We start from the raw sequence: 20,824 nt of genomic DNA, 5'->3' as shown, positions 1-20,824 counted from the left end.
AGGTGTGTTAGTCGGATATAGGGGTGTGCCCGCGCTTGGCGAGAGGGCAGGCGGATTTTTCTTCGCGATTGACCGCAGCCTCGCTCCGCGCAAGTCTCGCGCCCATGACAGCATTCGACGACTGGCGCGCCCGTTCCCCCTTCTATGACGAAACCCACGAAGCGCTCGCGCAAAGCGTGCGGCGCTTCGTTACCCGCGAAATCGCGCCGCATATCGACAGGTGGGAAGCCGAGGGCGAATTGCCACGCGAATTGCACCGAAAAGCCGCCGAAGCGGGAATCCTAGGGCTACGTTATCCGGAGAAATATGGCGGGCACGAGGAAGGGTTCGACATCTTCCACGGCCTGGTCGTGACGGAAGAACTGGCAGCCGTGGGGGCCGGCGGGCTCGGCGCTTCGCTGATGACGCACGGCATCGGGCTCCCTCCCGTCCTCGCTCTCGGATCGGACGAACTGAAACAGCGCGTAGCTCCGCCGGTCCTCGCGGGGGAGAAGATCATCGCCCTCGGCATTACCGAAGCAGGCGGCGGATCGGACGTCGCCAGTCTTTCGACCACTGCCGTACGCGATGGCGACGATTACGTCGTGAACGGCGGCAAGATGTTCATCACCTCCGGCATGCGGGCCGACTGGCTGACCTGCGCGGCGCGCACCGGCGGGCCGGGCGGAGGGGGAATCTCGCTGCTGCTGATAGACATGGACAGCGAAGGGGTGGAGCGCACCCGGCTCGACAAGATGGGCTGGCGCTGTTCGGATACGGCCGCGATCCATTTCAGCGATGTGCGCGTACCGGCGGAAAACCTCATCGGTCCGGAGAACGGCGGCTTCATCGGCATCATGCGCAATTTCAACAGCGAGCGGCTCGGCATGGCGATGGGTTGCTGCGCCTTTGCCCGGGTCGCAATGGCCGAAGCAGCGGAGTGGGCGGAGAACCGCGAGACCTTCGGCAAGCCGCTGGTCGGCCACCAGTCGATCCGCATCAAGCTGGCCGATATGGAACGCCAGATCGAGGCGACGCAAGCCTGGGTGGACCTGTGCGCCTGGCAGGTGCGCGAGGGGCGCGACCGCCCGGCCGATTTCGCCATGCTGAAGGTGCAGGCGACGCGCATGCTCGAATCCGTCGCCCGCGAGGCGGCGCAGGTCCTTGGCGGGGCAAGTTACATCACCGGCAGCAAGGTGGAGCGGATTTACCGCGAGGTGCGCGTCAATGCGATCGGCGGGGGCAGCGAAGAGATCATGCTCGATCTCGCCGGACGCCAGCTATTCGGCGGCAGTCGCTAAGTCGCCTAGGCCGGGCACCATCACCGTGCGATCCCCCCCGAAGTCCTCGCGCACGACGACGAGGCCCTGCCGCTCGAGGTGGTCGAGCAGGCGGCGGATGCGTCCGGGCGAACTGGTGCCATAGGCACGGGCAAGCGCCTCCTCGTCGACCTGCGTTTCGCCCGCATGAGCGGCGCGAGCGATCACCAGGAAGGGTGCGAGCAAATCTTCCTCGACCGCCTCGGCCAGTTCCATGATGCGCGCGGCAGTACCTTCCGGCAGCTCGTCCAAACCGGCGCCCGCCATGGCGAAGCGGCGGCGGAAGGCGCGCATGTCGGGCATGGGGCCGATGATCCGCTCGCGTCGGCATCGGGTGAGGAAGGTCTGGTATTGCGCGCTGGCGGACTGGAAGGAGATGCCCTCCTCGATCGCCATCGCACGGATGATCGCCTCGATCTGCTCTGCCACGGCGGAGGTGGCGCGCGTTTCGGCGGGCGGCGCAACCTGACGCTCTTCCGCTCGCGCGATACTCTGCTCGACGTCCTCGACCCGCGGTGCGGACGGCGGCGGAGGCGGTGCAGCTTTTGCGACGTCTCCCGCAAGGTCGCGTGTCAGCAGCGCTTCCATGTCGGCAGGCGCGGTATCGGGTAGCGCCATCAACCCTTCGGCGCGCGCCTGATGGCCGGTCTTCACCGGGCCGATCTTGCACGCCAGCGGCAGCCGCGTGATCGCCGGACCGAGCGCGAGGAAATGCCCGCGCTCCAGCTCGCGAATACGCTCCGCCTGCCGCCGCTCCATGCCGAGCAGGTCGGCAGCGCGGACCATGTCGATGTCGAGAAAGGTGCGCCCCATGAGGAAGTTCGACGCCTCGGCGGCGACGTTCTTGGCGAGCTTCGCCAGTCGCTGCGTCGCGACGATGCCAGCGAGGCCGCGCTTACGCCCACGACACATGAGGTTGGTCATGGCCGACAGCGTCATGCGGCGCGTGTCCTCGGCCATCTCGCCCGCAGCGGAGGGGGCGAACATCTGCGCCTCGTCCACCACCACCAGCGCCGGGTACCAATGCTCGCGCGGAGCATCGAACAGCGCGGTCAGGAATTGCGCGGCGCAGCGGATCTGTTGTTCCACCTCCAGCCCGTCGAGATCGAGCACAACGCTGGCCCGGTGTTCGCGGATGCGACGGGCCAGCGCTTCGATCTCGCCCGGAGAATAGGCCGCGCCGTCGATGACCACATGGCCGAATTCCTCGGCCAGCGAAGGGAAATCGCCTTCGGGATCGATCACCACCTGCTGCACCATGCCGGCGCTTTCCTCCAGCAGGCGGCGCAGCAGGTGCGACTTGCCGCTGCCCGAATTGCCCTGCACCAGCAGGCGCGTGGCGAGCAGTTCCTCGACATCGAACTCGACCGGTTTGCCGGTGGCGTCATGGCCGATGGTGATCTGCGTGCTCACATGCTCTGGCTAGCGAGCCGAATCTCGTTAACGAAATAGCGCGCGGCGGGTTTTGCCCAGCCCAATGCGACTTTGCACTGCGCCTCTTTCTCGCTAGGCCACGGGCCAAGAGAGGAATTGTCTCAATGCGTAAATGGTTTGCGCGCGGCGGGTTCGCGCTGCTCGTTGTGTTGCTCGTCGCCTTCGTGGCGCTGGCGACGTGGGAGCCCTTCTGGGCCGAGCGGGACGATATCCGTCCCTCCAACGGCACTTACACCGCAGAGATCGTTCGTGACGAATTCGGCGTGCCGCATATTTATGGCGAGCGGGATGCCGACGTCGCTTATGGCGTGGCAGTCGCCCATTCGGAGGACGATTTTTCCACCCTGCAGGACGTGATCGCGATGAGCCGCGGGCGCTATGGCGCGATCGCCGGGCAGGACGGCGCGGCCTTCGACTACGCCTACCATTTGCTCGACGCACGCGGCACTGCCGAGCAGCGCTTTCCCGAATTGCCGCAAGACACGCGGGCTTTGTTCCAAGCCTATGCCGCGGGCCTCAACGACTATGCCGCCGCGCATCCGGGCGAGGTGAAGCTCGGCAACCTCTTCCCGGTCGATGGCGTGGACGTCGCCGCCGGTTTCGCGCTGCGCCAGCCGTTCTTCTTCGGCCTCGGCAATGTCATCGGCCCGTTGGTCGAGGGCGAGCCGCTGCGGCGGGAACAGGGACCGGCCATCCCGATGGACGATCCCGCAAGCGACGCGCCGCCGATCATGGACGGCACGCGCTCCGAACCTCTCGCCTACGCCCGCCCGCTCGCCCTGCCCTCGCGCGAGGAAGCGGCGATGAGCGGCTCCAACGCCTTTGCCGTCACGCCCGAGAAATCCGGCGGGCCGACGACCCTCATCTCCAATTCGCACCAGCCCTGGCGCGGCGGGGTGGCATGGTACGAGCTGGTCGTGGAAAGCGGCGAAGGCTGGCATTTCGCCGGGGCGAATTTCCCCGGCAGCCCCTACCCCTTCCTTGGCCACAATGCCGATCTCGGCTGGACCAACACGGTCAACACGCCCGACATGGTCGATATCTACCAGCTGGTGCTGGACGACAGCGGCACACGCTATCGTCTCGACGGCGCGTGGCGCGATCTCGAAAAGCGCACGGTGACGCTGCCGGTACGCGTCGGCCCGATCATCCTGCCGATCCGGCGCGACATCTGGCGCAGCGTGCACGGGCCGGTGGTGAAGAACGACAAAGGCGCCTTCGCTATCCGCTATGGCGGGATGGGCAATCTCGGCCAGCTCGACGCCTATTACCGGCTTAACAAGGCGAGCTCGCTCGATGAATGGGAGGGTATCCTTGCACGGATGGACATCCCCTCGACGAATTTCATCTATGCCGATAAGGCGGGGAACATCGCCAATATCTACAATGCCGCGATCCCGTCCCGGCCCGCGACCGTGGATGGCGAGCGGATCGACTGGCGCGGCATCCTGCCGGGCGATCGTAGCGACCTGATAACGCGCGGCCCGGTCAGCTATGAGCAATTGCCCCGCTACGTAAACCCGTCCAGCGGCTGGCTGGTCGAGGCGAACAACAACCCGTTTCTCGACGCAGGTCCCGGCAGCAATCTGTCGCCCGAGGACTTTCCGCCCGAACTCGGCATCGAGATCAAGAACACCAATCGCGGGACCCGCGGGGCGAAGCTGATGGCCGAAGCGGACGTGCTCGACCGTGCGGCGCTGGAGCGGATCAAATACGACACCGGCTACGAGAACACGGGCTATATCGCGCAAATGCTGCGCGACGTGGCGGCAATCCGCACCGATGACGAGCAACTGCTGGCGGCCCAGCGCCTGCTAGCCGGGTGGGATCTCCAAGCCGACAATATCGGTCGCGCCGACAGCCTAGCCCTGCTCATGATCCGCCCGTTCATGGGATCGAGCTACAACAACGAGAGCTGGCCCGATGCGGAGGAGGAGCTGCAACGCTCGGTCGATCACCTGCTGACGCATTTCGGCAGGCTCGATCCGCCCATGGGCGAGCTGCTGCGCCTGCGGCAGGGCACGGTCGACCTGCCGCTTGACGGGGGCTCCGACACGCTGCGCGCTTCAACGTTGTGGGACGTGGACGACGATGGCCGCCTCTCGGTGCGACACGGCGACAGCTTCATCCAGTGGGTCGAATGGATGCCGGGCGAGCGGGTCACCTCGCGCTCCATCCAGCCTTTCGGTTCTGCGACCACGCGGCCCAATTCCCCGCATTATGCCGATCAGGCTACGCTGTTCATCCAGCACCGCTTGAAGCCGGTGCATTTCTGGCGAGAGGATGTGCTTGCCAATGCCGTGCGCCGCTATACCGTTTCATCAGACCGAACTCGCTAACAGGGACTCGACCATGCGCCATATTCTGCTGACCGGAATTGCCACCTTCGCTCTTGCCGGATGCGCCAGCGTGCCCGGCGAGCCGATGGCAACCGCGGCCACTCCGCCCGCCACCGACGGCTCGCTCGCCAGCCTCGTCGACAAGGTCGATATTCCCTACGAGCAGTTCACGCTGAACAACGGCCTGACCGTCCTCGTCCATACCGATCGCAAGGCGCCGATCGTGGGCGTGACGACCTATTACCGCGTCGGATCGAAGCACGAACCGCGCGGCCGCACCGGCTTTGCCCACCTGTTCGAGCACCTGATGTTCGGCGGCAGCGAGAACGTCGAGAATTTCGACATTCCGCTGGAGGCCGCAGGCTCCACCAGCACCAATGGCTCGACCAATTTCGACCGCACGAATTACGTGGAAACCGTTCCCACCGGCGCGCTCGACCTTGCATTGATGATGGAAAGCGACCGCATGGGCTACCTCCTCGGCGCGATCAGCCAGGAGAAGCTCGATAAACAGCGCGGCGTGGTCCAGAACGAGAAGCGGCAGGGCGATAACCAGCCCTATGGCCTGACGTTCTATGCCATCCTCGAAGGGCTGTTTCCCGTCGGCCATCCCTATCGCCATTCGACCATTGGCTCGATGGCCGATCTCGACGCGGCGAGCCTCACCGATGTTCGCAACTGGTTCATCGACAATTACGCGCCGAACAACGTCGTCCTCTCGCTGACCGGCGATATCGATGCCGCAACGGCACGCCCGATGGTGGAGCGCTGGTTCGGCGAAATCGAGCGCGGGCCCGAAGTCACGCCGGTGCAGGCCGCCCCGGTCACACTGGCGGCGGAGAAAACCCGCGAGCTGGTCGACCAGGTCCCCCAAACGCGGGTCTACCGCGCCTGGACCGGCCCCGGTATCAACCACGCGGACGCCGTGCCGCTGTCGATCGGCATGAACATCCTCGGCGGGCTCGCCAGTTCGCGGCTCGACAATGTGCTGGTCCGCGACGAGCAGCTCGCCACCAGCGTCAGCGCCTTCAACTGGCAGTCCGAACAGGTCGGCATCCTGATGGCGCAGATGGACATCAAGCCGGGCGTCGACCGCGCACAGGCGGAAGCCCGGCTCGACGCAGTGATGGCCGAATATCTCGCGAGCGGGCCGACGCCAGCCGAAATGGACCGCGCGGCGACCAGCTGGGTCTCCAGCGAGATCGATGCGCTGGAACGCGTAGGCGGCTTCGGCGGGAAGGGTTCGACGCTGGCCGAAGGGCTGCTCTATTCCGACGACCCGGCCTATTACCGCACAGCGCTGGAGCGCGCCGCGTCGCTCGAAAGCGGCGAGGTGCGCGAGGCGCTTGGCCGCTGGCTCAATCGCCCGGCCTATAAGCTCGCCATCGTGCCCGGCGAACGCGTCGAGAGCGGTGCGGATATGGGCGGCTGGGGCGACGAGGCAACCACTCCCGCACCTGAGCCGGACGCCAAGGAGCCGATCGAGATCACCCGTACCGGCCCGCCGCGCGAAATGCCGACGCCGGAAGACGTCGGCCCGCTGACCTTCCCGACCGTCGAGCGTGCCGAGTTGTCGAACGGCATATCGGTCGCCCTGGCCCGCCGCACCGCCGTGCCCAAGGTCGTCATCTCGATGCAGTTCGATGCCGGATATTCCGCCGACGGTGCGGCCCGGGCGGGGACGCAGTCGTTGATGATGGACCTGCTGGAAGAAGGCACGACCAGTCGCAGCGCCGTCGAGATTGCCGAGGAGCAGGAGCGCCTCGGCGCGTCGATCGGCACCGGCAGTTCGCTCGACACCAGCTCGGTGACGATGAACGCGCTTGCGACCAACCTTGCGCCGTCGCTGGAGCTGATGGCCGACATCGTGCGCAATCCCGCTTTCGCCCAGACCGAAGTCGAGCGCGTGCGCGACCAGCGCCTGGCCGAGATCGCCCAGCAGCTGTCCTCCCCCGGAGGACTGGCAAGCCGCACGCTTCGCCCGCTGATCTTCGGCGAGAACCATCCCTATGGCACCGTCGGCAGCCTCGGCACCGTGCCGGTGGTCGAGGCCATCGGCCCGGCGACCCTGCGCGCCGAGCATGGCAAATGGATTAGGCCCGATAACGCCGAAATCTTCGTGGTCGGCGATATCACCATGCCCGAGCTTACCCGCCAGCTGGAAGGCGCCTTCGGAGACTGGCAGGCGAGCGGGGCCGCAGCGTCCGAAAAGGTGTTTACCGACTCCGCCCCCGTCGACGGTACCCGCCTCGTGGTCATCGACCGGCCCAATTCGCCGCAATCGGTGATCTATGCGGGCCGCGTCCTGTCGCTCGCCGGAGCAACGCCGGGGCTGGAATCGCTCGACCTTGCCAATGAAGTGCTCGGCAATGGCTTCCTCAGCCGCCTCAACATGATCATTCGCGAAGAAAAGGGCTGGAGCTACGGCGCACGGAGCGGCGTCGATGCGCCGGCTGGCCCGCGCACCTTCACCGTCAGCACCTCGGTCCAGTCCGACCGGACGGGCGATTCGGTCCAGCTCATCCTCGATACCGCGCGCGAATTCGCGGAAGGCACCCGCACGGTCGACGATACCGAATTCACCCGGGTCACCGACGGCAATATCCGCGGCCTGCCGAACCGCTTCGAGACCAATTACCAGGTGCTCGGCGCGATCGTGGAGAACGACCGGCTCGGCCGGCCGGACGATTACTACACCACCCTGCCCGCCACCTATCGGGCGATCGACAAGGCCGCGATCGATGCGGCCGCCCGGCAATATCTCGGCCCAGACGACCTCACCATCGTGGTGGTCGGCGACCGGAGCGAGATCGACGCGCAGCTCGACAAGCTCGGCCTGCCGACGACCTATCTCGATGTTGACACTGATGTCAGCAACGCGGATTAAGGCGTCACTTCAAACCCTCAAATTTTGCAGAGAGGAATTACCATGTCCGTAGCCGGTACGTATGACACCGTCGTCAAGAGCCCGATGGGCGACCAGAAAGGCACTTTCACCGTCGTCCCGGGCGACGATGGCAACACCTTCACCGGCTCGATGGCCGGCGGAATGGGTTCGATGGACGTCAAGGACGGCACCATCAACGGCAATGCGCTGAGCTGGAAGATGGACATGACCGTCCCCATGCCGATGACCCTGAACTGCAACGCCACCGTCGATGGCGACCAGCTGACCGGCACCGTCAACGCCGGCGCTTTCGGCGACATGCCGATTACTGGCGAACGCCAGGGCTAAGCTGTTCTTCAGCAAGAATTGGGAGGGCGTCGGGAGCGATTCCGGCGCCCTTTTTCGTTGCGCGCGACAAAGCCTGAAAGATTACCGACCTTTCCAATCCGGCGCGCGGTGGTAGTCTTCTACCGGGAGCCGAGTCGTTTCGGCCCGCGGAACGGCCTGGTTCGTGCAAGGTGTTCACGGATAAGGGGATTTGTTCGTCATGAATTCCACACTGCCAAAATCCGCACTTTTCTGCGCCGCTATCGCGATGGCCGCCACGCCGGTCCTCGCCGAGAAAGCCAGCCAGCTGGTCGATATCAACGGCACCATGGGCCGCGATGCGGAGTACCAACTGCAGCAGCGCGGCTTTGCTCACGTCTCTACCCACAAGAACGAGATGGGCTACGCCTACAGCTATTGGTGGGACGAGGCGGACGACGATTGCGTGCAGGTTGAAGTCTATAATGGCCGTGTCGAGACTATTCAGGATGCCAGCGACCAGGATTGCGGCCATCACAAGGGCAGCGCCGGAACAGCAGTTGCCGCTGTCGCAGGTGCCGCGATCCTCGGCGCCTTGCTGAGCCACAAATCGCACCACCACGATGACGGCAATCACCAATCCGACCGCGAGAGCGAGCTGCAGTATGAGCGCGGCTACACCGACGGTCTGCATAATGCCGCCTATCACAATTACGACCGCTCCGACGCCTATTCGAACGGCTATTCGGCCGGCGTGCAGCAGCGCAACGCCAATTTGTCGCATCATCATGGGCGCGGCGGCTACCGTCAGGCGGCACAGTTCAAGGACCTACGCGATGCCCGCGCAGCCGGCGGGATGAGCCAGCTGGAAGCACGCGGCTTCCGCCAGGTGGACAATTTCACCAGCGGCAACACGCGCTATTCGATCCAGTGGCGACCCCAGTCGCGCCAGTGCGTGCAGGTGACGATCGCAGACGGCCGGTTCTACGACCTGCGCGATATCGGCCAACATCCGAACTGTCGCTGAAGGGAGCGCCCATAACGATCGCAAGAACACTGGTGGCGCGGGCTTCGGCCCTCGCCCTCGTAGCCTGCAGCGAACCTGCCGACACCTCCGAAGCGGAGGCTTCGGCCGAGGATGTCGCCGTCATTCCCGAAACCCTCGCCCCGTTCGGCGACGGATTCCCGGCATCGGGCGATCCATGCAGGCGGCTGGGCGAAAGCGCGGCCACGTCCAACTATCTCGATGACAGCGCGATCCTCGTCGGCTGCCCGACCGAAGCATCTGCCGAAGCGCTGGGCGGAGAGATCGTCGACAATATCGACGGCGTGCGCTTGGTCAGCGTCGCAATGGGCAACGCCAATGTGGGGACGGGCGAAAACGGTCCCGCGACCAGCGAGAGCGAGGACGCTCTGGTGCCCGGAACCGAATACAACGCGACCGCCCCCATCCAATGCGGTTTCGACAATGCTGCGCCGACGCAAAGCTGCACTGCTGGTGTCAATCGGAACTGGAGCGAACGACCGAACGAGCATTTGGTCGAGGTGACCAAGCCCGACGGACGTAAGCGGGCGATCTTCTTCCGTGGGACAGAGCCGTACAGTGCGGACAGCGCGCAGTCAGACGGTTCTGCCGGTTGGGATTTTGAAACCAGCCGCGATGGCGACCGTGTCACGATCAGCTACGGTCCGGAAACCTATGTGATCGTCGATGCGCTGATCACCGGCGGCTGAGCCTCAGCGCTTCCATAGCCAGTAGAGGATCGCTGCATTGATCGCGGGCGCAAGGATGGCCAGCACCGGACCGGTCAGGCCAGCCTTGTCGCCGAGCCAGTTCCAAGGCAGGCCGAGCGGCAGCAGGAACACGCCCGATAACGGGTCCTGCTCCTGCCCGAACCAGCCGAAGATGCCGATTGCCAGCAGCAACAGCGCCAGTGCGTAAAGCAGGGTGAATATGATGAACGCCCACTTCATGCGTGCGAACCTATCACACGTAGTGGAGTTGGCAATCAGGCGAGGTGTGCGCGCACTGCCTGATAGGCCGCCGCCGCCACCGTATTTGCAAGGTTTAGCGAGCGCACCTTGTCCGAGCGCATGGGCAGGCCGACCAGTTGCGCTCGGTGGGCCTCGATGATTTCCGCCGGGATGCCCTTCGTTTCGCGCCCGAAGACGAGATAGGCATCTTCCGGGTAATCCGGCTCGTAGAAGCTGCGCTCCGCATATTCCTCGAACAGGTAGAGCTGGTCTACGCGCGGAGACCGCTCGGCCAGAAACGCCTCCCAGCTAGCAAACTCGACCAGCCGGATATGCGGCCAATAATCGAGGCCGGAGCGCTTCACCCGCTTGTCCGAGATCTCGAAACCGAGCGGGTGGATCAGCACCAGCTCCATATCGAGCGCCACGCAGGTCCGCCCAACCGCGCCGGTATTGCCGGGTATCTCGGGCTGGACAAGGACGATGGAGGTCATCGCGCCCGGAACAGGCCCCACAGGAAGAGCGCCCAGCCGACTGTCAGGAGACCGCTCGATCCCAGGACGACGAGCGTAACGACGCTTTCGGCCAGAGCCGAACCGTCATGTCCCTCGCCGGCAATCGGCAGCACCTCGCTGGCACCGCTCACTGCGGCAAGCGTTATGCCGACCCACAGGCCGACCATACCGATCACAAGGGTCCAGCGCGCAATCTGCTCAATCCGTTGACCAAGTTTGGCCGTGTTCCAGAGCACGCCTGCAATCATCACCGCCATTCCGCTTTGCACCGCATCGAGGTGCGCGGACAGGGCCATCCGTGGATTGGCGTGCAGGTCCACGACAGCGCCTTGCAGAATGCCCCCCATAAACAGCGCCGCCCCCGTGATAACCAGCGAACGGCCGGCCGGGGTTAGCGTCAGGTGCATCAGCCCAGCTTGTCTTTCAGGATCTGGTTCACCACCGCCGGGTTGGCCTTGCCCTGCATCGCCTTCATCGTCTGGCCGACGAAGAAGCCGAACAGCTTGTCCTTGCCACCGCGGTATTCAGCGACCTTGTCGGCGTTGTCGGCGACAATCTCGTCGATCGCGGCTTCGATCGCGCCGGTGTCGCTGACCTGCTTGAGGCCTTCGGTGTCGGCCACTTCCTCAGGATCGCGACCGGTCTTGAGGACGATCTCGTAGATCTCCTTCGCCTGCCCGCCCGAAATCTCGCCTTTGTCCTGCATCGCGAGAATGCTCGCCTGCGCTTCGGCGGTGGCATTCGACGGGTCGGCCTCGTCACTCAGCGACTTCATGACGCCGGGGGCGACCGAAAGCGCCCAGTTGGCGACTTGCGTCGCAACCTTGGCTTCCGGCTTGCCGATCTTCGCAGCAGTCGCGGCGAGCAGCGTCTCGAACCGGCCGAAGGTCTCGACCTCGGCAGTCAGCTCGCGCGCATTATAGGGCGTGAGGCCGAGTTCGCTCTCGTAGCGCTGGCGCTTGGCATCGGGCAGCTCGGGCAGCGAAGCGCGGCATTCCTCGAGAAACGCGTCCTCCAGCTCCAGCGGAAGCAAGTCGGGATCGGGGAAATAGCGATAATCATGCGCGTCTTCCTTGCTGCGCATGGTCCGCGTAGTGCCGGTATTCGGATCGAACAGGCGTGTTTCCTGATCGACGCTGCCGCCATTCTCGAGCACGTCGACCTGGCGGTTCGCCTCGTATTCGATGACCTGCATGACGAAGCGCACGGAGTTCACGTTCTTCGTTTCGGTCCGCGTGCCGAATTCCTCGCCCGGCTTGCGCACGCTGACGTTCACGTCCGCGCGCATCGAGCCTTCTTCCATGTTCCCGTCGCACGATCCGACATAGCGCAGAATCGAGCGTAGCTTGCGAACATAGGCCCCAGCCTCGGCAGGCGAGCGCATGTCGGGCTTGGAGACGATCTCCATCAACGCCACGCCGCTACGGTTGAGGTCGACATAGGACATGGTCGGATGCTGGTCGTGCATCAGCTTGCCCGCGTCCTGTTCGACATGGATACGCTCGATGCCGATCACCTTGTCCTCGGCGATGCCGGCCTTCTCGTCCGCCTCGATCAGCAACTGCCCCTCGCCTACGATCGGATGGTAGAGCTGGCTGATCTGGTAGCCCTGCGGCAAGTCGGCGTAGAAGTAGTTCTTGCGGTCGAAGCGGCTGTATTTGTTGATCTGGGCCTCGATCGCCATGCCGGTGCGCACTGCCTGGCGGATGCACTCCGCGTTCGGCACGGGCAGCATGCCGGGCATCGCCGCATCGACGAGGCTGACCTGCGTATTCGGCTCCGCTCCGAAGGCAGTCGAGGCGCCGCTGAACAGCTTGGCTTTGGAAGTGACCTGCGCATGGACCTCGAGGCCGATCACGACCTCCCACTCGCCCGTCGCGCCCTGGATGCGATACGTGCTCACCACCATTTCTCCGGCTGCGCGTTGAAGTTTGCACGGCTCTGGATCGCGAGGCCTGCGTTGAGCACGCCCTGCTCGTCGAAAGGCTTGCCGACGATCTGCAGGCCGAGCGGCAGGCCGTCCGAGTTCACCGTAGCGGGCACGCTCATCGCGGGCAGGCCGGCGAGCGATGCGGGGACGGCGAAGACGTCGTTGAGATACATCGTCAGCGGGTCGTCGTTGAGCGAACCCAGCGGGAAGCTCGCTGTCGGCGTGGTCGGCGCGAGGATCGCGTCGACTTGCGCGAAAGCCTCGGCGAAGTCGCGGCTCACCAGCGTACGCACCTTCTGCGCCTGGTTGTAATAGGCGTCGTAGAAGCCGGCCGAGAGCACGTAGGTGCCGATCAGGATGCGGCGCTTGACCTCGTCACCGAAGCCTTCGGCGCGGGTGGCGGCGTACATGTCCTGCAGGCCCGCCCCATCGGGCAGGTCGCGCAGGCCATAGCGCACGCCGTCATAGCGCGCGAGGTTGCTCGATGCTTCGGCCGGGGCGACGATGTAATAGGCGGGCAGCGCATACTTCGTGTGCGGCAGCGAGACGTCGACGATCTCCGCGCCTGCATCGCGCAGCCATTCCTTGCCCTGCTCCCACGACTTGAGAATTTCCTCATCGGTGCCGTCCATGCGGTATTCTTTCGGAATACCGATGCGCTTGCCCTTGAGGTCGGCGGAAAGACCCGCTTCCCATGCGGGCACGTCCATCTTCAGGCTGGTCGCGTCCTTCGGGTCGAACCCGGCCATCGCCTCCAGCATGATTGCGCAATCTTCGACCGTGCGCGCCATCGGGCCAGCCTGGTCGAGGCTGCTGGCGAAGGCGACGACGCCCCAGCGGCTGCAGCGGCCATAGGTCGGCTTGATGCCGCAAATGCCGGTGAAGGCGGCGGGCTGACGGATCGATCCGCCGGTGTCGGTGCCGGTGGCGGCAGGCGCGATGCGTGCTGCGACGGCTGAGGAAGAGCCGCCCGAGGAGCCGCCCGGGCTCATCGCGGCATTGCTGCCCGCCTTGCGCCACGGCGAATTGACGTTGCCGAAATAGCTGGTCTCGTTCGACGAACCCATCGCAAACTGGTCGAGATTGAGCTTTCCCAGCATGCCCGCGCCCGCATCCCACAGGTTCTGCGAGACGGTGCTTTCATATTGCGGGTCGAAGCCTTCGAGGATGTGGCTCGCGGCGGTGGTTTGCACGCCTTTGGTGGCGAACAGGTCCTTCATCCCGATCGGCACGCCGCCCATTTTACCAAGATCCTCGCCCTTGGCGCGCTTCGCGTCGACTGCGTCGGCAGCTGCGAGAGCATGGTCGGGCGTGGTGACGATGAAGGCGTTTAGGCCGGCGGCTTCCGCCACGGCGGCGTTGAACGCTTCGGCCACTTCGCGCGCGGTGAACTCGCCGGAAGCGACACCGTCGCGGATATCCTTGACGCCAAGGTTCGTAAGGTCGGTCATTATTCGATCACCTTGGGCACACCGAAGAAGCCGTGTTCGGCCGCCGGCGCATTGGCGAGCACATCTTCGCGGCGACCGCCGGCGGTCTTGGGGTCGGCATCGACCACGTCGTCGCGCAGGCGCAGTTTGTTTTCGATCACCGCGGTCATCGGCTCGACGCCGGACACATCGACCTCGCCCAGCTGTTCGACCCATTCGAGGATGTTGTTGAGCTCGGGCACCATCCGCTCGAGCTCTTCGTCACCCATCTTGATGCGCGCCAGCGAGGCGATCTTCGCCACGGTGGCCTTATCGACGGACATGGCTGCCGTCCTTTCCGTTCCTGGTGTTGACCGGTTGCAAAGCGCAGCTAGCAGCGGCGCTCCGCAGCTTCAAGAATTCGCGCGACCCGGCTTACTCGGCCGGGGGTGCTGCCCCGGGTGCGCCCTGCTGCTGCTGTTGCTGCATCATCTGCTGCATGGCGGCGGCACGCGCCTGGAAGTCTTCCTCGCTCATGAAGTCCACCACCTCGACTTCGAATACGAGATCGGCGTTGGCGGGGATCGGCGAGCCCGGCGGCGGTTCGGCGCCATAAGCCTGGTCCGCGGGAATGGTGAGGACGTACTCACCGCCCTTCTTCATCTGCGTCAGCCCTTCGATGAAGCCATCGATGATCGCGCCTTCCTGCAGCAGGAGGGGATTGCCGTCCGGGAACAGGCCCGGCGGAATCGGCAGCGGCTGCGAGCGGTCGAATTCGGTCCCGTCGGTAAGTTTGCCGACGTAATTCACGAACACCACGTCACCGACCTGAGGCGATTCGCCGGTGCCCTCGGCGACGGTCTCGACCGACACGCCCTTGGGTACGGCCGCCCAGGCAAGGCCCGCGCCGAGCAGCACGGCGATGATCACGCCGATCCACAGCTTGGTGAGCGAGCCCTTGGAAATGGGCTGGAGGGGAACGCGGGTAATCTCGGTCATGCAAATTCGCCTGTGATACGCAAAGGGCGCGGATTTCTCCGCGCCCTCATGGCTTAGCTTTTTTGGTGTCGCAAGCCGGGATTACTTGACCCCGTCGCGCTCCATCCGCTTGCGCTCGAGCTTGCGGGCGCGGCGAACGGCGGCGGCCTTTTCGCGGGCGCGCTTTTCGCTCGGCTTTTCGTAGTGGCGACGCAGCTTCATTTCGCGATAGACGCCTTCCCGCTGCAGCTTCTTCTTGAGCGCGCGGAGGGCCTGGTCGACATTGTTATCGCGAACCATGATCTGCATAAACTTCAATACCTCGACTTGCGGGCCAGAGCCCGCTGCTGGCGGGGTATGCCTCCTTGAATAGTGCTTCGTTGGATAAACGAAAAACGCGCCGAATCCGTTCCGGATCGGCTCGAACCGGGGCGCACATACGGATTCGAGGCGCAAAAGGCAAGCGCTGACTGCGCGCTTCCCGTTTCCCGCGCGAGGCGCTAGGGGCGCTTGCAGCAATGTCTACCTACTCCCCCGTCCTTGCAAGCCTCAACGTCGCTCTCGGCGGCGCGATCGGCGCAGTTCTGCGCTATCAGCTTGGGCGCGGCATGACGTGGTGGCTGGGGCCGCAGATGGTCACGCTGCTCCCTTGGGCGACGCTCGCCGCCAATGCTGTCGGCAGCCTCGCCATGGGGTTGCTGGCGGGCTGGCTGGCCTTCCGCAGCAGCGGCGATGGCGAACAGATGCGCTTGCTGCTCGGCGTCGGCCTGCTGGGCGGGTTTACGACATTCAGCGCCTTCAGCCTGGAGATGGTCCTGCTGATCGAGCGCGGGCAGTTCCTCTTCGCCGCACTCTACGCGATCCTCAGCTTTGCGCTCGGCATCAGCGCGCTGATGGTCGGCCTCACCGTGATGCGGAGCTTCGCATGAAAACCGCCGACGAAGTCCGCACTTTCACCGTCGAGCAGGACGATGACGGGGTCCGCCTCGACCGCTGGTTCAAACGGCACCTGCCGCAGGTCGGCTTCGGCACGGTCAGCAAATGGGCGCGCACCGGCCAGATCCGCGTCGACGGCAAGCGCGCCAAACCCGACGACCGGATCGCCGCGGGCCAGCAGATCCGCGTGCCGCCGGGCGGCGATGCGCCGCACAAGAAGCCCAAGGCCAAGCGCCCGCTGACCGAGGACGAGATTAGCGAAGCGCACGACATGGTCGTCAAGCAGACCAAGAGTGCGATCGTGCTGAACAAACCGCCGGGCCTCGCCACGCAAGGCGGCACCGGGACGACGCATCATGTCGACGGCCTGCTCGACGCTTTCGCGCCGGGCGAGGAGGACGTGCGCCCACGCCTCGTCCATCGGCTCGACAAGGATACATCGGGCGTGCTGCTGGTGGCGAAGACGCCGGGCAGCGCATCGTTCTTCTCCAAGCGCTTCTCGGGGCGCAGCGCGAAGAAGATCTACTGGGCGCTGGTCGTCGGCGTGCCCGAAATCCGCGAAGGCGTGATCGAGGCGCCGCTCGCCAAGCAGCCGGGCTCCGGCGGTGAGAAGATGCATGTCGATCACGAAGGCGGGCAATCGGCCAAGACCAAGTATCGCGTGGTCGACAGCGCTGGCAAGAAAGCCGCGTGGCTCGAACTCCAGCCGCTGACCGGGCGGACCCACCAGCTGCGCGTGCATTGCGCGGCGATGGGCAATCCGATCGTCGGCGACGGCAAATACGGCGGCAAGGATGCCTTCCTCACCGGCTCGATCAGCCGCAAGATGCACCTGCATGCGCGCCGCCTGATCATCGATAGCCCCGATGGCGGCAAGCTCGACACGACCGCCGACCTGCCCGAACATTTCGCAGCGAGCATGGAACAACTCGGCTTCGACCCCAACCAGAGCGATGCGACGCCCATGCGCGACGATCCGCCGCCCAAGAGCCGCGAGGAAAAGAAGCAGCAGGCCCGCCAGCACGCAAAGAACTACCGCAAGTCCCAGCGCGGTCCCCGGCGCGCGCGAGGAGGATCGGGTGGGAAGCCGTCGAAGCCGAAAGGCAAGCGCTGATGCACCCCAACCCGATGTTCAGGGCCGACGACGAAGCGCTGCTCGCGCGGCTTCTCGACGAGGTCGGCTTCGGAACGGTGTTTGCGCAGACCGCGGACGGCCCCCGGGTGGCTCATACGCCTCTCGCCATGGGCCCGGATGGCGGCATCCGCTTTCATCTTGCCAAGCGCAATTTACTCACTCCAGAGCTCGACGAGGCGCAGGCGCTGATCGTGATCGACGGCCCGCAAGGTTATGTGTCGCCGCGCTGGTATGCGAACCGCGACACGGTGCCGACGTGGAACTACGTTGCGCTAGAGCTCGAAGGCCGTGTGTCGGTGCTCGACGAAGCGGGGCTGGAAGAGATGTTGCACGGGATGATCGCAAGGCATGAAGGCAAGCTTGCCGGAGATGGCTGGAGCGCTGCCGAAACCAGCGAGCGCGTCTGGGCCGCGCAGCTCAAGGGCATCGTCGGTTTCGAAATGACGGTCACGGCCAGCCGCTCGACGGTAAAGCTTTCGCAGAAGAGCAGCACTGAAGAGCGTCAGTGGATCGCGGCCGGGCTGGTGTCAGCGGGAAATCCTGCGCTCGCCAGTTGGATGCGTGAAGCGGTGGCATGAACCGCCTCGCCATCTTCGATTGCGACGGCACGCTGGTCGATGGCCAGGCCGCCGTCTGCGAGACGATGGAGCGCGCCTTCGGCGCCATCGGCGCGCCGCCACCCGAGCGCAATGCGATCCGCCGGACCGTGGGCCTGAGCCTGCCCCTCGCCGTTCGCCAGTTGATGATGGACGGCCGCGAGGTGGACCGGCTGCAGGTGGTCGAGGCCTACAAGCGCATTTTCCGCGACATCCGCCTGTCGGGCAAATTGGACGAACCACTGTTCGACGGTATGCGTGAACTGCTTGAAAGGCTGTCGGCGGACGGCTGGCTGCTCGGCGTGGCGACGGGCAAGAGCGACCGTGGCCTGCACGCCTGCCTCGAAACGCATGGCATCAAGGATTTGTTCGTAACCCTGCACGGGGCGGACCGCTATCCTTCCAAACCCAACCCGGCGATGCTGGAGGCCGCGCTGGCCGAAGCGGGCGTCGAACCGCAGGCGGCGGTGATGATCGGCGATACCAGCTTCGACATGGAAATGGCCCGCGCAGCGGACATGCGCGCCATCGGGGTCGCCTGGGGCTATCACGAGCCGCGCGAACTGCTGCAGACCGGCGCCAGCGCGGTGGCAGAGACGATGGAGGAACTGGAGGACATGATCCGTGGCTGAGCCCGATCCCGCCGCGAGCCGTTTCTGGCTGTTGCAGCTCACGCGCCTGTCAGGAGCGGCGATGGTCGTCGTCGGCGCGCTGATCGTCGCCGAAGCGATCGCGCTGCCGTATGCGCTGGGCATCGCGCTGCTGGTGCTGGGTCTGGTGGAATTCTTCGTGATCCCCACCCAGCTCGCCAAGCGCTGGAGCACGCGCGACAAATGAAGCGCTTCTACGAGGATGTAAGCGTCGAGTCGACCAACGGCGGCTATCGCGTGCTGCTCGACGGTAGGCCGATCAAGACGCAGATGGGTCGGCCGCAAGTCGTGCCCAGCAAAACGCTTGCGCATGCTCTGGCCGCTGAATGGGCCGAACAGGGCGAGGAGATTGACCCTCGCAAGTTCCTGTTCCGCGACCACGCCGATTTCGCCATCGACATCGTCGGCGAGAACAGGGCCGAGACGATCGCCAAGCTGCTTGGCTTCGCGGAAACCGATACGCTGTGCTATCGTGCCGATCCCGACGAGCCGCTCTATCGCCGACAGCAGGAGGACTGGGAGCCACTGCTCTGCCGCCTCGAAGACGAGCACGGCGTTTCGTTCCAGCGGATCAGCGGCGTTATGCACAAACCCCAGCCGCCCGAAACGATCGCGACGCTGAAGGCCCATCTCGATCAGCTAGACGATTTCTCGCTGGCGGGAATGACCGCCCTCGCATCGCTTAGCGCTTCGCTCGCCATCGCCCTGCTGGCGGGCGACGAGGCCGTGAACGATCCGATGCTGCTGTGGCGCGACGCCAATCTCGAGGAAGAATGGCAGGCCGACCAATGGGGTCGCGAGGAAGAAGCCGAGGAGCGTCGCCGGAAAAAGGGCGAGGAGTTCTCCGCCGCTCACACCTTCATGCTGCTGGCAAAAAGCTGACGCCTCAGCCGACCCAGTCGGCGACCTGCACCGCGACGTCGTTCGCCGCGCGGTTGAGCGCCGGACCGACACTTTCACGGTCGGCAGCGATCCCCGGGATCCGCGCTTCGAAGCGGCGGGTTTCGATCGCACTGCCCTCACCCGGCTTCACCGCGTCGAACACCAGCACCACGCTGGACGACGGCACGTCGTAACCGAACTGGCGCAGCGTGCCGGTGAGGCGGTTCTCGGCCAGCACGCCGGGGTCGTCGCCGTCGATGACGACGCGGCCCGAGCGCGTGCGGATGGTTTCGGCGATCAGGCGGCGCAGCAGGCGCGCGGGCTTTTCGACCCAGGTTGCTTCCTGGAGATAAGCGAGCTTGGTCGGATCGATCTGGACCGGGACACGCGTCACATCGAGCGCGGCGGGCGCTTCGAATTCGGACAGGACCAGCGCGGTCCCGGCATTGGCGGAGCCGCCCGCGCCCACCGGGGCCGAAGCGGTCGGAGTCAGCGTCAGCAAATTATCCGGCGTCTCGCCACCAAAGCTGATGCAGCCCGCGAGCAAAGCGATCGGGGCCAGTGCGGCCGGTCGAAGAAAACGGGTCGTCATCATGCGCCTCACGGTTCGTAATCGGGCAGCGGTTGCGAGCTAAGCAGCGCACCTGCGCCCTTCTCGTCGATCTTCTCGGTCACGTCGCGCAGCGCCTTGCTGGTAGCGCGCAGGTCGCGCAACGTGGCTTCGGCAGCAGGCAGCGTGCTTTCGGTCAGCTGCTTGGTCGCCGGCCGCGCATCGGCGAGCGTCTGCTCGAGCGCCTTGGCCGCGCCGCTGGCGGAATTCAGCGTCCCGCGCAGCTGCTCGGCGAGCTGCGAGCCTTCCTGGTTGATCAGCCTGTCGGTCGATTGTGTAACCTTCTCGAACGCATCCAGCGCTTCGCTGGATTCGCGCAATGTCACCTGAAGTTCGGACAGCACGCGCTCTATTTGCGGCGTGGCAGCGGCAAGATCGCCGCTCATGCGCTCGGTATTGCGCAGAATGCCCTGCAGCGAATTCTGGTTCTCGTCCGACAGCAGCAGTGTCAGTCGCTCGGTCAGCGTGGCCAACCGCTCGAGCAGCAGCGGCGCGCTGGCGAGGACAGCACCGATCCCGCCCCCGGAGGTCGGCGGGATGATCGGCACGCCTTCGGTGCAGGCAGTGGTCTCGCAGGAGATCGGCGGAGCGCCGGTGCGCGCGCCGTCGAGCGTGATGGTCGAGACGCCGGTGAAGCTGCCCTGGATCGTCGCGGTGGTCCCGACCAGGATCGGGACTTCCTCACGCACCTTGATGCGGACGCGCACGAATTCGGGATCCTTGTCCCACAGCTCGATCTGGTTGACCTGGCCGACCGGCACGCCTGCGAAATCGACCGAGCTGCCATTGGCAAGGCCCGCGACCGACTGCTTGAAGAAGATGTCGTATTCGTTCTGGTCCCCGCCGCCGAGCCGCGCGAGCCAGACGATGAACAGCGCAAGGGCACCGAGGATCAGCAAGGTAACCGCCCCCACCCAGATATGATTTGCCCGCGTTTCCATCCGT

General features: G+C 65.1%; 23 protein-coding genes. 12 read left to right on the top strand and 11 right to left on the bottom strand.

What is annotated here, in order from left to right; genetic code table 11:
* Positions 1-104: 104 nt before the first annotated feature.
* Positions 105-1,280 carry an acyl-CoA dehydrogenase family protein gene (locus Q9K02_RS05020; protein WP_305931902.1) on the top strand — a complete coding sequence of 392 codons (1,176 nt, stop codon included), beginning with the start codon at positions 105-107 and terminating at the stop codon, positions 1,278-1,280.
* Here Q9K02_RS05020 and Q9K02_RS05015 read toward each other — a convergent pair.
* Entirely contained in the window at positions 1,260-2,711 is a 1,452-nt protein-coding gene (locus tag Q9K02_RS05015; RefSeq protein WP_305931901.1) for an ATP-binding protein, read from the bottom strand. The genes Q9K02_RS05020 and Q9K02_RS05015 overlap by 21 nt on opposite strands.
* Positions 2,712-2,836: 125 nt before the next feature.
* Here Q9K02_RS05015 and Q9K02_RS05010 point away from each other — a divergent pair, with 125 nt between their 5' ends.
* The 5 genes from Q9K02_RS05010 (at position 2,837) to Q9K02_RS04990 (ending at position 9,998) form a co-directional block, all read left to right on the top strand.
* Positions 2,837-5,071 (top strand): acylase, encoded by a 2,235-nt coding sequence (locus tag Q9K02_RS05010; protein WP_305931900.1) that lies wholly within the window; start codon positions 2,837-2,839, stop codon positions 5,069-5,071.
* Between the two features lie 13 nt (positions 5,072-5,084).
* Entirely contained in the window at positions 5,085-7,958 is a 2,874-nt protein-coding gene (locus Q9K02_RS05005; protein WP_305931899.1) for a M16 family metallopeptidase, read from the top strand.
* 42 nt (positions 7,959-8,000) lie between these two features.
* On the top strand, positions 8,001-8,306 hold the full coding sequence (locus Q9K02_RS05000) for a hypothetical protein (protein WP_278327462.1): 306 nt from the start codon (positions 8,001-8,003) through the stop codon (positions 8,304-8,306).
* A 199-nt stretch (positions 8,307-8,505) separates the two neighbouring features.
* Entirely contained in the window at positions 8,506-9,291 is a 786-nt protein-coding gene (locus tag Q9K02_RS04995) for a hypothetical protein (RefSeq protein WP_305931898.1), read from the top strand.
* 32 nt (positions 9,292-9,323) lie between these two features.
* Positions 9,324-9,998: a hypothetical protein gene (locus tag Q9K02_RS04990; RefSeq protein ID WP_305931897.1), complete on the top strand. Its 675-nt coding sequence runs from the start codon at positions 9,324-9,326 to the stop codon at positions 9,996-9,998.
* Positions 9,999-10,001: 3 nt separating this feature from the next.
* Here Q9K02_RS04990 and Q9K02_RS04985 read toward each other — a convergent pair whose 3' ends face one another.
* From Q9K02_RS04985 to rpsU, 8 genes are all read right to left on the bottom strand, one after another.
* Entirely contained in the window at positions 10,002-10,238 is a 237-nt protein-coding gene (locus Q9K02_RS04985; protein ID WP_305931896.1) for a hypothetical protein, read from the bottom strand.
* Positions 10,239-10,273: 35 nt separating this feature from the next.
* The gene (locus tag Q9K02_RS04980) at positions 10,274-10,732 is read right to left on the bottom strand and encodes a tRNA (cytidine(34)-2'-O)-methyltransferase (RefSeq protein WP_305931895.1); all 459 of its coding nucleotides are present in this window, start codon (positions 10,730-10,732) and stop codon (positions 10,274-10,276) included.
* Positions 10,729-11,073, bottom strand: a complete 345-nt coding sequence (locus Q9K02_RS04975; protein ID WP_305931894.1) for a hypothetical protein — start codon at positions 11,071-11,073, stop codon at positions 10,729-10,731. The genes Q9K02_RS04980 and Q9K02_RS04975 overlap by 4 nt, the downstream gene beginning before the upstream one ends.
* 86 nt (positions 11,074-11,159) lie before the next feature.
* Positions 11,160-12,656 carry an Asp-tRNA(Asn)/Glu-tRNA(Gln) amidotransferase subunit GatB gene (gatB, locus tag Q9K02_RS04970; RefSeq protein ID WP_305931893.1) on the bottom strand — a complete coding sequence of 499 codons (1,497 nt, stop codon included), beginning with the start codon at positions 12,654-12,656 and terminating at the stop codon, positions 11,160-11,162.
* Positions 12,653-14,134: an Asp-tRNA(Asn)/Glu-tRNA(Gln) amidotransferase subunit GatA gene (gene gatA / locus Q9K02_RS04965; protein WP_305931892.1), complete on the bottom strand. Its 1,482-nt coding sequence runs from the start codon at positions 14,132-14,134 to the stop codon at positions 12,653-12,655. Before gatA ends, gatB begins: the two co-directional genes overlap by 4 nt.
* Positions 14,134-14,436 (bottom strand): Asp-tRNA(Asn)/Glu-tRNA(Gln) amidotransferase subunit GatC, encoded by a 303-nt coding sequence (gene gatC, locus Q9K02_RS04960; RefSeq protein WP_305931891.1) that lies wholly within the window; start codon positions 14,434-14,436, stop codon positions 14,134-14,136. Before gatC ends, gatA begins: the two co-directional genes overlap by 1 nt.
* A gap of 91 nt (positions 14,437-14,527) precedes the next feature.
* Positions 14,528-15,091: an FKBP-type peptidyl-prolyl cis-trans isomerase gene (locus Q9K02_RS04955; RefSeq protein WP_305931890.1), complete on the bottom strand. Its 564-nt coding sequence runs from the start codon at positions 15,089-15,091 to the stop codon at positions 14,528-14,530.
* An 81-nt stretch (positions 15,092-15,172) separates the two neighbouring features.
* The gene (gene rpsU, locus Q9K02_RS04950; protein ID WP_007011585.1) at positions 15,173-15,379 is read right to left on the bottom strand and encodes a 30S ribosomal protein S21; all 207 of its coding nucleotides are present in this window, start codon (positions 15,377-15,379) and stop codon (positions 15,173-15,175) included.
* A gap of 209 nt (positions 15,380-15,588) precedes the next feature.
* Between rpsU and crcB the strand changes: the two genes are divergently transcribed.
* Genes crcB through Q9K02_RS04920 form a run of 6 tightly spaced genes read left to right on the top strand, consistent with a single transcriptional unit; the run spans position 15,589 to position 19,269 of the window.
* Positions 15,589-15,999 (top strand): fluoride efflux transporter CrcB, encoded by a 411-nt coding sequence (crcB, locus tag Q9K02_RS04945; protein WP_305931889.1) that lies wholly within the window; start codon positions 15,589-15,591, stop codon positions 15,997-15,999.
* Positions 15,996-17,120 (top strand): RluA family pseudouridine synthase, encoded by a 1,125-nt coding sequence (locus Q9K02_RS04940; protein ID WP_305931888.1) that lies wholly within the window; start codon positions 15,996-15,998, stop codon positions 17,118-17,120. Before crcB ends, Q9K02_RS04940 begins: the two co-directional genes overlap by 4 nt.
* The gene (locus Q9K02_RS04935) at positions 17,120-17,719 is read left to right on the top strand and encodes an FMN-binding negative transcriptional regulator (protein WP_305931887.1); all 600 of its coding nucleotides are present in this window, start codon (positions 17,120-17,122) and stop codon (positions 17,717-17,719) included. Before Q9K02_RS04940 ends, Q9K02_RS04935 begins: the two co-directional genes overlap by 1 nt.
* Positions 17,716-18,369 (top strand): HAD-IA family hydrolase, encoded by a 654-nt coding sequence (locus Q9K02_RS04930; RefSeq protein WP_305931886.1) that lies wholly within the window; start codon positions 17,716-17,718, stop codon positions 18,367-18,369. Before Q9K02_RS04935 ends, Q9K02_RS04930 begins: the two co-directional genes overlap by 4 nt.
* Complete coding sequence (locus tag Q9K02_RS04925) at positions 18,362-18,574, top strand: hypothetical protein (RefSeq protein ID WP_305931885.1); 213 nt, start codon at positions 18,362-18,364, stop codon at positions 18,572-18,574. Before Q9K02_RS04930 ends, Q9K02_RS04925 begins: the two co-directional genes overlap by 8 nt.
* Entirely contained in the window at positions 18,571-19,269 is a 699-nt protein-coding gene (locus Q9K02_RS04920) for an ATP12 family chaperone protein (protein ID WP_305931884.1), read from the top strand. Before Q9K02_RS04925 ends, Q9K02_RS04920 begins: the two co-directional genes overlap by 4 nt.
* Positions 19,270-19,273: 4 nt before the next feature.
* On the opposite strand, the gene Q9K02_RS04915 is transcribed toward Q9K02_RS04920, so the two are convergent.
* Positions 19,274-19,864, bottom strand: coding sequence for an ABC-type transport auxiliary lipoprotein family protein (locus Q9K02_RS04915; RefSeq protein WP_340309963.1), 591 nt, complete (start codon positions 19,862-19,864; stop codon positions 19,274-19,276).
* 5 nt (positions 19,865-19,869) lie between these two features.
* The gene (locus Q9K02_RS04910; RefSeq protein WP_278327477.1) at positions 19,870-20,820 is read right to left on the bottom strand and encodes an MlaD family protein; all 951 of its coding nucleotides are present in this window, start codon (positions 20,818-20,820) and stop codon (positions 19,870-19,872) included.
* Positions 20,821-20,824: the final 4 nt, after the last annotated feature.

Origin of the sequence: Qipengyuania profundimaris (assembly GCF_030717945.1) — a bacterium.
In the GTDB taxonomy this organism is placed as follows: Bacteria; Pseudomonadota; Alphaproteobacteria; order Sphingomonadales; family Sphingomonadaceae; genus Qipengyuania; species Qipengyuania profundimaris.
Note: the sequence above shows the minus strand (reverse complement) of the source record. Positions and strands in the feature narration are given on the sequence as shown.

What these genes read in the sequence shown, in the direction of transcription:
- Q9K02_RS05020 (WP_305931902.1), top strand. Translation starts at nt 105, where the DNA reads ATGACAGCATTCGACGACTGGCGCGCCCGTTCCCCCTTCTATGACGAA.
- Q9K02_RS05010 (WP_305931900.1), top strand. Translation starts at nt 2,837, where the DNA reads ATGCGTAAATGGTTTGCGCGCGGCGGGTTCGCGCTGCTCGTTGTGTTG.
- Q9K02_RS05005 (WP_305931899.1), top strand. Translation starts at nt 5,085, where the DNA reads ATGCGCCATATTCTGCTGACCGGAATTGCCACCTTCGCTCTTGCCGGA.
- Q9K02_RS05000 (WP_278327462.1), top strand. Translation starts at nt 8,001, where the DNA reads ATGTCCGTAGCCGGTACGTATGACACCGTCGTCAAGAGCCCGATGGGC.
- Q9K02_RS04995 (WP_305931898.1), top strand. Translation starts at nt 8,506, where the DNA reads ATGAATTCCACACTGCCAAAATCCGCACTTTTCTGCGCCGCTATCGCG.
- Q9K02_RS04985 (WP_305931896.1), bottom strand. Translation starts at nt 10,238, where the DNA reads ATGAAGTGGGCGTTCATCATATTCACCCTGCTTTACGCACTGGCGCTG.
- Q9K02_RS04980 (WP_305931895.1), bottom strand. Translation starts at nt 10,732, where the DNA reads ATGACCTCCATCGTCCTTGTCCAGCCCGAGATACCCGGCAATACCGGC.
- gatA (WP_305931892.1), bottom strand. Translation starts at nt 14,134, where the DNA reads ATGACCGACCTTACGAACCTTGGCGTCAAGGATATCCGCGACGGTGTC.
- gatC (WP_305931891.1), bottom strand. Translation starts at nt 14,436, where the DNA reads ATGTCCGTCGATAAGGCCACCGTGGCGAAGATCGCCTCGCTGGCGCGC.
- Q9K02_RS04955 (WP_305931890.1), bottom strand. Translation starts at nt 15,091, where the DNA reads ATGACCGAGATTACCCGCGTTCCCCTCCAGCCCATTTCCAAGGGCTCG.
- rpsU (WP_007011585.1), bottom strand. Translation starts at nt 15,379, where the DNA reads ATGCAGATCATGGTTCGCGATAACAATGTCGACCAGGCCCTCCGCGCG.
- crcB (WP_305931889.1), top strand. Translation starts at nt 15,589, where the DNA reads ATGTCTACCTACTCCCCCGTCCTTGCAAGCCTCAACGTCGCTCTCGGC.
- Q9K02_RS04940 (WP_305931888.1), top strand. Translation starts at nt 15,996, where the DNA reads ATGAAAACCGCCGACGAAGTCCGCACTTTCACCGTCGAGCAGGACGAT.
- Q9K02_RS04935 (WP_305931887.1), top strand. Translation starts at nt 17,120, where the DNA reads ATGCACCCCAACCCGATGTTCAGGGCCGACGACGAAGCGCTGCTCGCG.
- Q9K02_RS04930 (WP_305931886.1), top strand. Translation starts at nt 17,716, where the DNA reads ATGAACCGCCTCGCCATCTTCGATTGCGACGGCACGCTGGTCGATGGC.
- Q9K02_RS04920 (WP_305931884.1), top strand. Translation starts at nt 18,571, where the DNA reads ATGAAGCGCTTCTACGAGGATGTAAGCGTCGAGTCGACCAACGGCGGC.
- Q9K02_RS04915 (WP_340309963.1), bottom strand. Translation starts at nt 19,864, where the DNA reads ATGATGACGACCCGTTTTCTTCGACCGGCCGCACTGGCCCCGATCGCT.
- Q9K02_RS04910 (WP_278327477.1), bottom strand. Translation starts at nt 20,820, where the DNA reads ATGGAAACGCGGGCAAATCATATCTGGGTGGGGGCGGTTACCTTGCTG.